Origin of the sequence: Veillonella infantium, assembly GCF_002959895.1 — a bacterium.
GTDB lineage: Bacteria > Bacillota > Negativicutes > Veillonellales > Veillonellaceae > Veillonella > Veillonella infantium.
The window spans coordinates 126,957-141,458 of record NZ_PPDD01000012.1; the positions used below are offsets into that span (position 1 = coordinate 126,957).

Annotated in this window: 12 protein-coding genes; 10 read left to right on the forward strand and 2 right to left on the reverse strand. The window is 39.6% G+C overall.

Annotation, left to right across the window (positions count from 1 at the left end):
• Positions 1 to 202: 202 nt before the first annotated feature.
• The 4 genes from VCHSUH03_RS07870 to VCHSUH03_RS07885 all read left to right on the forward strand — a co-directional run bounded on the left by VCHSUH03_RS07870 (position 203) and on the right by VCHSUH03_RS07885 (position 3,800).
• The gene (locus tag VCHSUH03_RS07870) at positions 203 to 1,069 is read left to right on the forward strand and encodes a DMT family transporter (protein WP_105094730.1); all 867 of its coding nucleotides are present in this window, start codon (positions 203 to 205) and stop codon (positions 1,067 to 1,069) included.
• 158 nt (positions 1,070 to 1,227) lie between these two features.
• On the forward strand, positions 1,228 to 2,250 hold the full coding sequence (locus VCHSUH03_RS07875) for a methionine ABC transporter ATP-binding protein (protein ID WP_105094638.1): 1,023 nt from the start codon (positions 1,228 to 1,230) through the stop codon (positions 2,248 to 2,250).
• The gene (locus VCHSUH03_RS07880; protein ID WP_005381510.1) at positions 2,250 to 2,921 is read left to right on the forward strand and encodes a methionine ABC transporter permease; all 672 of its coding nucleotides are present in this window, start codon (positions 2,250 to 2,252) and stop codon (positions 2,919 to 2,921) included. The genes VCHSUH03_RS07875 and VCHSUH03_RS07880 overlap by 1 nt, the downstream gene beginning before the upstream one ends.
• 54 nt (positions 2,922 to 2,975) lie before the next feature.
• On the forward strand, positions 2,976 to 3,800 hold the full coding sequence (locus VCHSUH03_RS07885) for a MetQ/NlpA family ABC transporter substrate-binding protein (RefSeq protein ID WP_105094639.1): 825 nt from the start codon (positions 2,976 to 2,978) through the stop codon (positions 3,798 to 3,800).
• A gap of 578 nt (positions 3,801 to 4,378) precedes the next feature.
• Here VCHSUH03_RS07885 and VCHSUH03_RS07890 read toward each other — a convergent pair.
• Positions 4,379 to 6,214: an ABC transporter ATP-binding protein gene (locus VCHSUH03_RS07890; RefSeq protein WP_105094640.1), complete on the reverse strand. Its 1,836-nt coding sequence runs from the start codon at positions 6,212 to 6,214 to the stop codon at positions 4,379 to 4,381.
• Positions 6,211 to 7,980 carry an ABC transporter ATP-binding protein gene (locus VCHSUH03_RS07895; RefSeq protein WP_105094641.1) on the reverse strand — a complete coding sequence of 590 codons (1,770 nt, stop codon included), beginning with the start codon at positions 7,978 to 7,980 and terminating at the stop codon, positions 6,211 to 6,213. Before VCHSUH03_RS07895 ends, VCHSUH03_RS07890 begins: the two co-directional genes overlap by 4 nt.
• 218 nt (positions 7,981 to 8,198) lie before the next feature.
• Here VCHSUH03_RS07895 and VCHSUH03_RS07900 point away from each other — a divergent pair, with 218 nt between their 5' ends.
• The 6 genes from VCHSUH03_RS07900 to metA all read left to right on the forward strand — a co-directional run bounded on the left by VCHSUH03_RS07900 (position 8,199) and on the right by metA (position 14,318).
• A complete protein-coding gene (locus tag VCHSUH03_RS07900) occupies positions 8,199 to 9,665 on the forward strand; it encodes a DASS family sodium-coupled anion symporter (protein ID WP_105094642.1) in 1,467 nt (488 codons plus the stop codon).
• Positions 9,666 to 9,849: 184 nt separating this feature from the next.
• The gene (locus tag VCHSUH03_RS07905; RefSeq protein ID WP_105094643.1) at positions 9,850 to 10,254 is read left to right on the forward strand and encodes a PACE efflux transporter; all 405 of its coding nucleotides are present in this window, start codon (positions 9,850 to 9,852) and stop codon (positions 10,252 to 10,254) included.
• Between the two features lie 58 nt (positions 10,255 to 10,312).
• On the forward strand, positions 10,313 to 10,816 hold the full coding sequence (locus VCHSUH03_RS07910) for an ECF transporter S component (protein ID WP_105094644.1): 504 nt from the start codon (positions 10,313 to 10,315) through the stop codon (positions 10,814 to 10,816).
• Between the two features lie 152 nt (positions 10,817 to 10,968).
• Positions 10,969 to 12,102, forward strand: coding sequence for a trans-sulfuration enzyme family protein (locus tag VCHSUH03_RS07915; RefSeq protein WP_105094645.1), 1,134 nt, complete (start codon positions 10,969 to 10,971; stop codon positions 12,100 to 12,102).
• 10 nt (positions 12,103 to 12,112) lie between these two features.
• Complete coding sequence (locus VCHSUH03_RS07920; protein ID WP_105090115.1) at positions 12,113 to 13,297, forward strand: MalY/PatB family protein; 1,185 nt, start codon at positions 12,113 to 12,115, stop codon at positions 13,295 to 13,297.
• A gap of 61 nt (positions 13,298 to 13,358) precedes the next feature.
• The gene (metA, locus tag VCHSUH03_RS07925; protein WP_105094646.1) at positions 13,359 to 14,318 is read left to right on the forward strand and encodes a homoserine O-acetyltransferase MetA; all 960 of its coding nucleotides are present in this window, start codon (positions 13,359 to 13,361) and stop codon (positions 14,316 to 14,318) included.
• Positions 14,319 to 14,502: the final 184 nt, after the last annotated feature.

Here is a 14,502-nt window from a genome sequence, read left to right on the forward strand (position 1 = left end):
GAAAGTACAACTAATTACTTGATTTATTTGAGTTTGGGTTTTGAAGAATCAATTATTATATTATCTTTAAATAATGAAAATTTATATCAATAAATAGAGAGTGTTCGATATGTTGTGATGTATCTTCTTGGAATTGTAGGGGCTTATTATGGTAATATTTAGATAGTATTGATTATGGAATTACGTAGAAAGGTAGATGCTAATGACAAATCGTATGAAAGCCATTTTAGGGGCATCTGCCACCATTGCCGTTTGGGCTACGGCGTTTCCTTTTGGTAAAGTAGCATTGCAATCAGTAGATGCATTGACACTCTCGGTGGCGAGGGTTGTAGGTGGTGCTATACTCATGCTAATTATTGGTGTATTTAAGGGATTACACATCCCTACATCTTGGCGTGAATGGGGTATATACATTTTGTTAGGCGCTACAGGTAACTTCGTTTATCAAATTGTGTTTAATGAGGGATTGCGAACAATACCGGCCGCTACATCTAGTATTATTATGGCTTTAACACCAATGACAACAGCACTGATGGCATTGGTAGTCTATAAGGATAGAATACGCCCTATAGGTTGGCTCTTCACCATAACCGCTTTTATAGGTGTGGCCGTTATTATTCTTTGGAATTCCACTCTGACCATTCCAATGGGGGCCATATGGACGTTGATTGGTATGATACTGTTTGCGGTTTATAATATTCTAAATCGCGGGCTTAGTCTGAAAGGTTATGACTCGATTACTATCGCTATGTGGTCCATGTTTACAGGTGCCATTATGGCACTACCTTTTGCAGATCATGCTATTGAAATGATTGGAGCCGCACCAATTACTGCGAAGCTTGCTATGGTATACCTAGCATTCTTTTCTAGTGCATTAGGATTCGTATTCTGGAGCTATGCCTTTGAACATGCCGAAAAAGTTACGGATGTAACCAATTTTATGTATATTTCGCCAATCGTGGCAGCCGTAGTAGCAGCCTTTTTATTGGGGGAATATCCTAATTTGGGACTCTATATTGGAGCACCAATCATACTAGGATCACTATTCTTATTTAATCGATATAGATAAATAAAAAGAACCTCAACCTTTTTAGCGTTGAGGTTCTTTTTTGTGTTTGACAGTCCTTATAAATTGTAGTAATCTAAGTATACGATTAAAACATACCTTAAAGATATGTTTTAGAAAAATATTAATTCCTACTAATTTGTAGGGAAAGAGGTGGTACAGTGATTGCTATACGAAATGTAACGAAAGAGTTTGACGTTAATAAGCAAAAGGTTACTGCATTATCTGATGTAAACTTTACCATAGAAAAAGGCGATATATTTGGCATTATTGGCTTTAGTGGAGCTGGTAAATCTACACTGCTTCGTATGATTAATGCCTTAGAGGTACCTACCTCTGGTCATGTTGAAATAGATGGTGTGAATATAAATGGCTTAAGTTTTAATGAACTCAGAAAGGTTCGTAAGCGCATAGGTATGGTGTTTCAACAGTTCAATTTATTGAATGCCAAATCTGTGTATGATAATGTGGCGATTCCATTGATTCTAAATAAGGTTCCTAAATCAGAGATTGATAATAAGGTTAAAACCTTGCTAGACTTTGTAGATTTAGGTGATAAAGCAAATGCATATCCTGGAGAATTATCCGGTGGTCAAAAGCAGCGTGTAGGTATTGCTCGTGCGCTAGCTACAGATCCATCAATTCTGCTTTGCGATGAAGCAACAAGTGCTCTTGATCCAGATACGACAGAGTCTATTCTTCAATTATTAGAGCGTGTTAATCGTGAACTAGGGGTAACAGTTGTTATCGTAACTCATGAGATTGATGTAATTCAAAAGATTTGCAATCGCGTTGTGGTTATGGAACATGGAAAACTCATAGAGAGTGGATCTGTACTTGAGGTGTTTAGTAAACCAAAGCATGAAACAACGAAACGATTTGTTAGAACTGTCATTCCTGATGAAATTCCATCAACAGTGAAACATACCTTGGCCTGTGATAAAAGGCCATATACCATTCTTAAGATGCATTTCTTAGGAAATAATACGACCGATAATGTTTTATATCATATTAATAAAACTTTTGATTTAGAAACGAGCGTATTATTTGCTACGGTAACAGAGTTAGAACATACAGTGCTTGGCATTTTCATTGTTCAGTTTATTGGTGATGATATTGAAGTGGGCAAGGTAAAAGAATATCTTGTGACACAAGGTATTGACTGGCAGGAGGTGACACTATAATGGATTTCTTTATGCAAGAACTTGGTGTTCCCGGTTCGCAGTTATTGCTAGCTGCAGAACAAACATTATATATGGTGTTCCTATCTCTATTCATTGGTACTGTGTTAGGTCTAATTATCGCAGTTACACTGGTAGTAACAAATCCTAATGGTATCGTTAAAAATAGTATTGTCTATACCATTACAAATACAATTGTTAATATTGTGCGTTCCGTACCATTTATCATTTTGATGGTATTTATCTTACCATTAACAAAGATGATTGTAGGGACTCGTGTGGGTACAACGGCAGCTATTGTACCGCTTGTTATATTTATTGCCCCTTATCTAGCTAGACTCTTTGAAAACTCTATTTTAGAGGTTAATAAAGGAATTATCGAGGCTGCACAATCAATGGGAGCCTCTCATTTTGAAGTGATTTGGCATTTCCTTTTACCGGAGGCAAAGGGGTCGCTTATTTTATCTATTACAACAGGTACCATAGGTCTTATCGGTGCTACTGCTATGGCTGGTGCCATTGGTGCAGGTGGTGTAGGTGATTTGGCACTTACCTATGGTTATGAACGGTTGAACTTCCCATTGATGTTATTTACCGTTGTTATTTTAATTATTTTTGTTCAAATTATTCAAACAATAGGCAACTACTTTGCACGTCGTGCACGTCGTTCCTGATTTGATGAAATAGATTCTAGTTGTTTTGATGGTGAAAGTATAGGAGAATATACCATGAAATTAAAAAAACTTCTTGCCCTTGGTGTGGCATTAGTATTTAGCGTAGCTTTTATCGCAGGCTGCGGTTCAAACAGTAGTGATAATGGCGCTAAAAAAGAATTAAGCTATAGTAAATCTCAAGGCCCTTACTCTGAATTGTTTGAAAAAGGTGTAAAACCAATTTTGGAAAAACAAGGCTATACCTTTAAAGGTGTAGATATGTCTGACTTGGTACAAGCAGACCAAGTGTTGAGCGATGGTGAAGTAGATTTCAACGTTGAACAACATACAGCATACATGAAAAACTTCAACGAAAAACAAAATGGTCATCTTGTAGCCTTAACTCCAATTCCAACAGTACCAGCAGGTATCTTTAGTGGTTCTAAAACATCTCTAGATCAAGTGGCAGATGGTGACACTATTGCAGTACCTAATGATGCATCCAACATGGCTCGTGCTTATGCGTTATTGCAAAAAATTGGTTGGATTAAACTTGATCCAAATAAAGATTTAGCGACAGTAACACAAGCAGATATTATTGAAAATCCTAAACATCTTAAATTTACAGAAATGAAATCCCTTACAATTCCTTCTGTACGTACTGATTTCGATTACATTGTCATTACTGGGGCGGTTATCTATAATGCAAAAATCGATCCTAAATCTGCATTGGCAAATGAAGACGTATTACCACAATGGTTATTACAACTCGTAGTTAATGAGAAAAACAAAGATGCACAATGGGCAAAAGACATTGTAGCAGCATACCATTCACAAGAATTTAAAGACTACATGGAAAAAAATAACAACGGCCTATGGTTTGTACCAAAAGGTGAATAAAAAAGGGAGATACTGAATCGTAATAAAGTATCTTTATGTTCTGCTTATCTTTTAGATAGGTTCATGATATACTTTTACTAGAGAAACGTGCTATGCATATGCACAAATAATAGAACCACTGATAAGTTGCAGCTTATCAGTGGTTCTTTTTGTCCTATAACCCTGTTATTGGGTGGGGATTTAATATATATAAACAAAGAACGACTTAGTAATAATCCAAAAAACCAGCCACCATGGCTTGGGGGGATTAAACTAAGTCGTTCATTTATTAATACTATACCAAACGAAAAAGATCTAGACAAGCTCCGAAAACAACATAATTATCAGTACTATCAATCCGTATGGCATAGTTTAACATATGATTTATATGTGTTCAAATCCCCAATTATTTAAAGTTGAAATTCAAGATGAAAAAACAATGCTTGATGTGGATCATCGTAATAAAGTATCTTTATTTTAGTACTAATATATCCATCATGCTAATATGGAACATACGCTACAACAAATTGAAAGCCTTGAATGATTGCATGATAAGATTTTTACATTAGCCGATAACGATATAGCGTTACATATGAATTTTATATACTCATTCCCGCCGCATAGTTTTCATAGAGTGTTTTATAGTGACCACCGCGTTCAATCAGTTCGTGGTGTGTTCCTTGTTCAACAATGGTGCCGTTTTCTACTACTAGTAGGAAATCGGCATTTTTTATTGTGGATAGGCGATGGGCAATGACGATGCTGGTACGCCCTTTAAGGAGGGTGTTCATGGCTTTTTGAACCTCTACCTCAGTGCGAGTGTCGACATTAGCCGTCGCTTCGTCTAGGATGAGTATACTAGGGTCTGCCAAGAAGGCACGAGCGATGGTAATCAATTGGCGTTGACCTTGGGATAGGTCATCACCACCTTGTTTGAGTACTGTATCATAACCATCTGGCAAGGTACGGATAAAGTGATCCGCCATGGCGAGCCTTGCAACATATTCAATTTCTTCACGTGTTGCATTTGGTTTGCCATAGGCAATATTATCAGCAATAGTGCCTGTGAAAATCCATGCATCTTGTAACACCATGCCTACCGTATTATGTAAGCTTTCACGAGATACATCACGAATGTCCACACCATCGATGGTGATGCGGCCATTCATAATATCATAGAAGCGCATGATGAGGTTCACCAAGGTTGATTTGCCGGCTCCTGTAGGGCCTACAATGGCTACCATGGAGCCACCAGGAATATGAATATTGATATCTTTCATGAACACATTGGATGGGCTATAGCCAAAATCAACATGTTCAAAGTCGATTGTGCCTGTGTGCGTTATACGACTCGATGTATTAGTTAGTATAGATGAATCCGACACAATAGTGTTTGAAATAGTATCTATGTTGGTATCAGATTTACTATTAGATAAAACAAGTTTTCCATTATCAATTTCAGACGGTGTATCTATGACCTCATAAATACGGCCTAAAGCGGCGGCAGTTTCTTGAAATTTTGTCATAATGTAAGAACTGCGAGAGAGTGGATCGGATACTTGCCCAACATAGAGGAAGAATGCTTGGATATCACCGATAGAAATAGCACCACGCAACACCATGAGGCCCCCTTGAATAGCGACGAGGCAATAGGTGAATTGATTTAGAAATTTTACAAGAGGTTCTACGAGCTGACTGGTAAAAGCAGCGCTTCGCATGCTTTTGAACAGATTCTCGTTCAGTGCTTGCACTTGGTTTGTCGTAGTTTCCTCGAGACCAAAGGTTTGAATAATTGGTTTTCCTACAACGATTTCTTCAATACCGCTATTGAAAGCACCTAAAGCGCTTTGGTTTCTAAGATACACGCGGCGTGCTCGTTTAGATAGCCACGTTAAGCATACGATGCCAATTAGTATAATGACGATGATAGATGCTCCTAGAATAGGGCTAATCCAAAGCATCATAGCAGTAGCACCAATAATGCCGATAATGGCGGACACGAGGCCGGGTACGCCTTCACCAATAGTTTCTGCCACAGTATCTAAATCAGAGGTGAGACGGCTTAGTAAATCGCCTCGCTGGTGATCGTGAAAGTATTCAATTGGTAATGAGTATAAATGAGTACTCATACGCGTACGTAAGGCTAAGACTGTTTTTGAACCGATAGATGCCATCATATATTCGCCAAAGTAGGTAAATAATGCATGACCGCTATAGATGGCAATGAGCCAAAGAATAATGGTATCTACAGAGGCTATAATCGTATAAATGTCTTGTTCAGCGTTTAAACCGCTGACGATTGCATCTACAATTTTACCGAGTAAGATGGGGGCGGAGACTTCAAACATAGCCGCAGTAATGAGCGCTAAGATGAGGAGCGCTAGCCAGCCCCATTGGCTTTTAGATTCGACTAGGAAACGACGTAATGGGCTCATGCTGTCACCTCCTGAGATGCTAAAATCTGTTGATATACAGTAGAGGTAGTTGCTAGCTCATCATGTGTGCCATATCCTGCCACTTGACCTCTGTTAATGATTAGAATATGGTCTGCTTTTTTTGCGACGCTTACCTTTTGCTCCACAGAAATGAGGGCAGGTCGACTATCCTTTTGTAATTCCTCATGTAGTGCTGTACGAACAGCACGCTCTGTAGTGCCGTCGAGAGCGGAAAAGCTATCGTCGAATATGAATAAATCAGGTTTACGCACTAAAGCTCTAGCCATGGCAAGGCGCTGCCGTTGACCACCAGATAGATTGGTACCACCTTGGGAAACCATATATTGGTAACCGCCGTCGAGACGATGGATAAACTCATCTGCCTTAGACAAGCGGCATGCATTTTCTACATCTTCTGCCGACAGTGCTTGGCTTGATGCGGCTCCATATCGAACGTTCATATCGATCGTTCCGGTAAATAAATAAGCCTTTTGTGGTACATAGCCAATATGAGTGCGCAAATCATCTACATTCCACTCGTAGATGGACTTACCTTTAAAGAAAATATCGCCAGATTCAATAGCGAAGAGGCGAGGGATAAGATTGGTGATTGTACTTTTACCAGATCCGATATCCCCCATAATCGCTAAGGTTTCGCCATGATGTACCTTAAAGGAGATATTTTCAAGGGCAGGGGACTCGGCATTGTCGTAACGGAACGTAACGTTGCGGAATTCCAAAAGAGGTGTATCATCAGAATGCTTAGTCGATTGAGACACTGAATTTGTAATACTACTAGTATATGGTTCAGGGAATGTATCGGTATTTTCGTGTTCTAATAATTCCCGAATACGAGTGTAACACACGATTGCTTCCGGGATGTCGATGATTACGAATATGGCCATGAGCATGCTCAATAGGATGAGGTTCGCATACTCGATAACGGCCATGATATCACCAACTTGTAGGGAGCCCATGCTGACGTTGTAGCCGCCGAGCCAGAGAATAGCAACGGTACTCATATTAAATAGAATGAGTATCGTTGGTAAACCGATGGCAAAGGTTTGGCGCAATTTTTTGTTCAGTTGGGCGGACTCTGTAAAAATAGCAATTTCCTTGTCGTTTTCGTAGGTTCTTCTGTTGAAAGCTCTAATAACCGGCATACCTACGATGTGATCTCGAACCATATCGGTGATATCATCTAGCTTTAATTGCATAGCCTTGATAAGTGGTAAGGCGCGGCTTTCAATAAAGATAATAGTAAGTATCATACAGGCCATAACGGCGAGGATGACGAGGCCTAATTGCCAACTTTTGTAGAAGGTAAGGCCCAGGCCAACACATATCATAAGCGGCATAGGGAGAATCATATTTAACCCTTCTCCCAAAACGGATTGAATTTTCTCTACGTCCCGACTTGTGCGCATCAATATGGTGCCCGTACCAAAGTGAGTAAAGTCCCGGAGTGAAAAGTATTGTAGTGCTTTCACTAGATCGTCACGCAATACCTTGCCTACAGATGCTGAAATATGAGCGCTCATAGCAACGCCTAGAATTGCGGATAGGACGGTTAGTAATGCCACAACGAGCATGTTCATGCTAGAGCTGGTAATCATCTCTAGGTCACCTTTGAGGACGCCATCATTAATGATGGTGGCGGTCAATGTTGGTATATATAATGTGCCTGCCACAGTGAGTAAGGAAAGAAGCGATACTATGACAGCAGGAAACCATAAAGGTTTTATATAGTGTATGAATGGTTTCATTTGAATCCTTTTAGTGAAATTAGCTGAATTAACAATTTTAGACATATATTATATTGTATAAAATTAAAATTATCTAGTAGGATAATTTTATTACTAAAAGTTTATTATCAATTAATAAGTATTATGATTGAGTTTATATCATCTTATTAAAATTTTTGATATACTAAATAAGCATTTTTTTTGCAATTTTTGTTTTGAAGTAGTAAGGAGAGTTTCTAATGAAGTTGAATTGGAAATTATTCGCACCGCTCGTGGTAGCTATTCTCGTATGGCTCATCGGTGCTCCTGAAGGTCTTAGCGCAAATTCTTGGATTTACGTAAGTATTTTCGCTGGCCTCGTGGTAGGGTTGATTTTAGAGCCAATCCCACCAGCTTTCATCGGTATCATTGCTGTTACCGTGTCTATGTTATTCAAAGTTGGTCCTGCCCCTGTTGTAGATAAAGCAACTGGTGTAGCAAAGGCAATTACTGATGCACAAGCTATCAGTTGGGGCCTCAGCGGTTTCTCTAATGCCATCGTGTGGTTGATCTTCGCAGCCTTCATGATTGGTATCGGTTATGAAAACTCTGGCCTTGGCCGCCGTATTGCCTTGTTCCTCGTAGCAAAGCTTGGCAAGTCCTCTTTAGGTCTTGGTTATGCTATTGCTATTACGGACCTTGTATTGGCACCGTTCATCCCAAGTAATGCGGCTCGTTCTGGTGGTACGATTTACCCAATCGTATCTAGTATTTGTCCAATGTTTGATTCCTATCCAGACAAGAATCCTCGTAAAATCGGTTCCTATTTAAACTGGGTAGCGTTGGCAACTACATGTGTATCTAGCTCCATCTTCTTGACTGGCGCAGCGCCAAATCCATTGGCTCTTGAATTGTCTGCTAAATCTGGTATTGTGGCGGCAAACTGGGGCACATGGTTCCTCGCATTCTTGCCAGTAGGTCTTATTTTGTTCATCATCACTCCATTGTTGACCTATGTATTCTGCAAGCCAGAGGTGAAAGGTTCCCCTGAAATTGCAGCGTGGGCAAAGGATGAGTACAAGAAATTAGGATCCATGACACGCAGTGAAATCTTCATGGCCTTGATTTCCGTGTTGGCCCTTGTATTGTGGATTGGTGCTTCTACATTTAAAGTGAACCCAACTACAACAGCTTTAATTGTTATTATCTTGATGATTTTCACTAAGATTATGACATGGCAAGACTTCCTTGCTAATAAACCAGCATGGAATGTTTTGACTTGGTTCGCTACACTCGTACCTATGGCTTCTGGCCTTAAAAATGTGGGTTTCTTGGACTGGCTTGCTAAATCTGCAGGTGGTTCTTTAGTTTCTCTAGATCCAACTATGGCAGTTCTTGGTTTATTATTAGCATTCTGCTTGCTTCGTTACTTCTTTGCATCTGGTACTGCTTATGTAACGGCTATGGTAGGCTTATTTGCTACTCTAATTCTTCAAATTCCTGGCGTTGACCCAGCTCAAGTTATGTTGATTCTTTTAGTACCAATGGGGATTATGGGTATCCTCACACCGTATGGTACTGGTCACAGCCCAATCTGGTTTGCTAGTGGCTATAATAAAGGCCCTGAATTCTGGAAATTGGGTGCTATCTTTGGAATTATCTACCTCGCGATCTTTATCGTGGTGGGGATTCCATGGATTCAGTTCGTAATGCCACTTTTAGGATAGTTTTCCGCCGCCATATGTCTCTCTGCGCTCCATTCGCTGCAAGTCGCTGGATAGACATATGGCGGCTTTTTCTATCATAAAATGGCAATACTCCACAAAACTCGACAAATCTAAAAAAATAAATATAATAGTGATGTGATAGTAAATTTCTTACCTAGGTTTTCTGATGGAGGTTTTTATTATTATGTCTACTTCTGAGCGTGTGGTGCAGTCAGTTTTATATGAAATCGGTTGCATTTTAATCGGTTGGATCGTGATGCAGTTTGTTCCGCATGAGGGACAGCCTTTGTTATTAATGGTTATTTTTTCCATATTAGCTATGGTTTGGAATTTTGTGTTTAACTGGATTTTTGATAAACTAGTACCAGGTGATCGATTAGAGCGGGGGCCTGTAATCCGTACTATTCATGCGGTATTGTTTGAAGGTCTATTTATGTTCGCTACTGTACCGATTATTATGTACATGATGCATATGAGTTTTTGGATGGCTTTTGTGACAGATATAACGATGACATTGGTTATCTTAGGTTATACTTATGTTTATAATTGGGTATATGATCGGGCACGTCTATATTTTGTAGAGGCTTAGTTTTACTATATGAGGTAAGTACCTCTTAAAAATCTATATTGTATAGTAGGAGGTTCTTATGTCTACCAAATCTATTACGGGCACAGGCCTATTGTTGGCTGTAGCCTTATTGGCGCAAAGCTTGCGCCTCATTTTCCCATTTATTCCTAATCAGGTGAGCATGTTCCTCATCGGTTCCATTACGTCTGCAACCTTTGTACTCGCCACATGGCGCTATGGTTGGAGGAATGGTCTTGTTATTGCTTGGATTGCACCGGTGGTGGCACATTTACAAGGTATGTTGCCATTGCCGCCGTTTATTTTGATTACGGCTCTTGGCACGACTGCCTATGTATTTGTAGCACACTGGTTACAACATAAACCTAAGGTATTGCTTATCATAGTGGCGGCTTTAGTAAAAGCAGGTGTTCTCTTTGGAGGATATTCTTTGTTCTTTTCACTGTTCCAATTCCCACCGAAGATTGTAAACACCATGTTGTTCGTATCTAGTTGGCCTCAATTGGTAACATCGTCTTTAGGCATTATTTTGGCTCTACTTATTATAAAACGTACTAAAATTTAGTCTAACTTAACTTAGAGTTATGACAACCCATTCAAAATAGATATGACTTTTTGGGGGCACTCAGGCAGTATGAGTGCCCATTTTTGTTGACCTTAGTCATTGTCTACTTTTATAATTAACATATTGTATACAAATATGAGGAGTTGATTGGAATGAAATTTAATACAAAATGCGTTCATGGCAGCGGGAGACCAGATAGCACTGGTGCAATTTCCCCTGCAATTTATATGTCTAGTACATTTTCCCATCCAAAGTTGGGTGATACAACAGGATATCAATATACACGTGAGTCTAATCCAACACGGGATCGTTTGGAACAATTGATTGCAGGTCTTGAAGATGGTAAGGATGCATTGGCATTCTCTTCCGGTATGGCCGCAGTGGACGCTGTATTCCATCTATTCTCCCCTGGAGATCACATCATTTTAGGTGATGATTTGTACGGTGGCTCTATCCGCATGTTCACAAATATTTACGAACAAAATGGCATTGAGTTCACATATGTTGGTACATCTGATCTTGATGCGGTGAAAGCAGCTTTCAAACCAAATACAAAGGCTGTTTATATTGAAACTCCAACAAATCCGATGATGGAGATTACGGATATTCATACTTTGTGTGCCTTAGCTCATGACCGCAATGCACTAGTCATTATCGACAATACATTCTTGAGCCCTTATTTCCAAAAACCATTGAACTTAGGTGCCGATATTGTCGTTCATAGTGGTACTAAATTCATCGGTGGTCATCATGACGTTATTTCTGGTTTCACCATTGTAAATGATGATGAATTGGCTGCGAAGTTGCGATTAACTTATAAAACGGTAGGTGCTTGCTTATCTGCTATGGATAGCTGGCTCGTTATCCGCGGTGTAAAAACATTGGCACTTCGCATGGAACAACACCAAAAGAATGCCATTGCTCTTGCTGATTGGCTCAAAAAACAACCTAAGGTTACTAAAGTATTGTTCCCAGGCCTTCCTGAACATCCAGGCTATGAAATCAATAAAGCCCAAACTACAGGCTTTGGCGGTATGTTGTCTTTCGAAGTAGATAGCGAAGAAACAGCTAAACAAATCTTAGAAGGTATTAAGCTTATCCAATTTGCTGAAAGTCTTGGTGGTACTGAGTCCTTGTTGACATACCCTGTAACGCAAACTCATCCGGACTTAAAACCGGAAGATGCAGAGCGTAAAGGTATTACACGTCGCTTATTGCGCTTATCTGTAGGTATTGAAGATACAGAAGACTTGATTGCAGACTTGGAACAAGCTTTCAATAAATAAAGGAGTTCCTATGGGACAATATAATTTTGATCAAATTTTAGATAGAACTCACACAAAATCTTTGAAATACGATTTTGCTGTGAAGCGTGGTAAACCAGTGGATGTGTTGCCATTCTGGGTGGCAGACATGGACTTTGAGGTACCACCTGAGTTAAAGCAAATCTTATTGGATCGCGTGAACCATGGTGTATTTGGTTATACCGAATCCGATGATGAATACTTTGAAGTATTACAAAACTGGTTCACTACGCGCTTTAACTGGACGCCAGAACAAAAATGGCTCGTTAAAACACCTGGTATCGTCTTTGCCTTGGCTATGGCGGTTCGTGCTTTCACCAATGAAGGGGAAGGCGTACTTATCAATCAACCGGTATACTATCCATTTAGCATGGTTATCGATGACAATGACCGTCGCCTTATCAATGTGCCATTAATCAAAGGGGAAGAAAAATATACCATCGATTTTGAGGGTATAGAACGTGCTATCGTGGAGGAAAATGTAACATTATTCCTCTTGTGCAATCCGCATAATCCTGTAGGCCGCGTGTGGACTGAGGACGAGTTGAAACGTCTTGGCGACATTTGTATTAAACATAACGTACTCATCGTGAGCGACGAAATTCATGCTGACTTTGTTTGGAAAGGTCATACGCACAAGGTCTTTGCTGATCTTGGTGAAAGCTATGCAGAACACTGCATCGTATGTACAGCACCTAGTAAGACCTTCAACATTGCTGGCTTACAAGTAAGTAATATTTTCATTCCTAATGATTCCTTACGTCGTCGTTTTATCAAAGAAATCGACCGCGCTGGTTATAGCCAATTAAATACAATGGGTATTGTTGGCTGTGAAGGGGCCTATAAAGTAGGTGCACCTTGGCTCGACGAGTTGAAAGAGTACATTCAAGACAATATTCAATTCACTATTGATTATGTGGCAAAATATATGCCAAAAATTCACGTATATCGTCCGGAAGGGACATATCTCATGTGGCTAGATTGCTCTAAGTTGCCATTGAGCCCTAAGGAACGCGATGAATGGATTATCAATGAAGCTAAGTTGTGGCTTGATACTGGTTCCATGTTCGGTGTCGATGGGGAAGACTTTGAACGCATCAATGTAGCATGTCCTCGTAAAACATTAGAAGAAGGCCTTGAAGCTTGGCGTCGTGCCTACGAGGCTAGAGGCTTTTAATAATATTGGTTAGAATGTTTAGATTAGGTTATCAAATTGTTTAGTGTGTAGAGGTGATAGTATGCCTATTAAAGTAATAAAAAATTTACCGGCCATTACGAAATTAGCTCAAGAGAACATTTTCGTTATGGATACAGAACGGGCGGAGACACAACAAATCCGACCTTTGCAAATATTGCTAGTCAATTTGATGCCTACTAAAGAAGTTACAGAAACTCAAATCTTGCGAGCTCTTAGCAATAGTCCGTTACAAGTCAATTTAACTCTTTTACATACTGCATCTCGTAAGGCTAAAAATACGGATGAGCAATATTTAGATACCTTCTACCGCACCTTCGATGAGGTGAAAGATGAGTTCTTTGATGGCATGATCATTACAGGCGCTCCTGTAGAATTAATGCCTTTTGAAGAAGTCGATTACTGGGATGAGTTAGTAGAAATTATGAATTGGGGCGAAGAGCATGTATACTCTACGTTCTATATTTGTTGGGGTGCACAGGCGGGTTTGTATCATCATTTCGGCATTAATAAATCCGTTATGGATGAAAAGCTATTTGGTGTATACGAACACGATATTTATAACGATCGCCCAGTGCTCTTGCGTGGCTTTGATGAAAAATTCTGGATGCCGCACTCCCGTCATACGACAGTTTCTTTGGAACAAATTAAGGAAAACCGTAATCTAGAATTGTTAGCAGGGTCTGAACCAACCGGTGCAGCTATCGTTCGTAGCTTAGATAATAAACACATCTTTGTATTTGGCCATGCTGAATACGATTGGGATACACTCAACCGTGAATACGTACGAGATATTAAAAAAGGCTTGGACATTGCGGTTCCTGAAAATTACTTCCCTGATGATGATCCAAAACAACGCCCTGTTGTACGTTGGCGTTCTGTAAGTACATTGTTGTTTACAAACTGGTTAAACTACTATGTATACCAAGAGACACCGTACATCATTGAACAAATCCAAAAAATGAAATTTGAACGCGATAAAAATTTAGGTGCTTATATCTAAATTATGATTAGTAGAAATACCCCTAATTACTTTTAACGGTCTCCTATTGTGAGATAGTTTTAGAAAAGTGATTAGGGGCTTGTTTATGTGTAGAAACTGCATATAGCTGTAATTGGCATCTTTCGGATTGTTGTTTTATGAGTAAATACATGCTTGCTATAGCTTCAAGTTATGGCTAACTGTA

Coding starts and splice junctions, on each gene's coding strand:
- VCHSUH03_RS07915 (WP_105094645.1), top strand. CDS start 10,969: ATGAAATTTAATACAAAATGCGTTCATGGCAGCGGGAGACCAGATAGC.
- VCHSUH03_RS07885 (WP_105094639.1), top strand. CDS start 2,976: ATGAAATTAAAAAAACTTCTTGCCCTTGGTGTGGCATTAGTATTTAGC.
- metA (WP_105094646.1), top strand. CDS start 13,359: ATGCCTATTAAAGTAATAAAAAATTTACCGGCCATTACGAAATTAGCT.
- VCHSUH03_RS07880 (WP_005381510.1), top strand. CDS start 2,250: ATGGATTTCTTTATGCAAGAACTTGGTGTTCCCGGTTCGCAGTTATTG.
- VCHSUH03_RS07900 (WP_105094642.1), top strand. CDS start 8,199: ATGAAGTTGAATTGGAAATTATTCGCACCGCTCGTGGTAGCTATTCTC.
- VCHSUH03_RS07890 (WP_105094640.1), bottom strand. CDS start 6,214: ATGAGCCCATTACGTCGTTTCCTAGTCGAATCTAAAAGCCAATGGGGC.
- VCHSUH03_RS07895 (WP_105094641.1), bottom strand. CDS start 7,980: ATGAAACCATTCATACACTATATAAAACCTTTATGGTTTCCTGCTGTC.
- VCHSUH03_RS07870 (WP_105094730.1), top strand. CDS start 203: ATGACAAATCGTATGAAAGCCATTTTAGGGGCATCTGCCACCATTGCC.
- VCHSUH03_RS07905 (WP_105094643.1), top strand. CDS start 9,850: ATGTCTACTTCTGAGCGTGTGGTGCAGTCAGTTTTATATGAAATCGGT.
- VCHSUH03_RS07920 (WP_105090115.1), top strand. CDS start 12,113: ATGGGACAATATAATTTTGATCAAATTTTAGATAGAACTCACACAAAA.
- VCHSUH03_RS07910 (WP_105094644.1), top strand. CDS start 10,313: ATGTCTACCAAATCTATTACGGGCACAGGCCTATTGTTGGCTGTAGCC.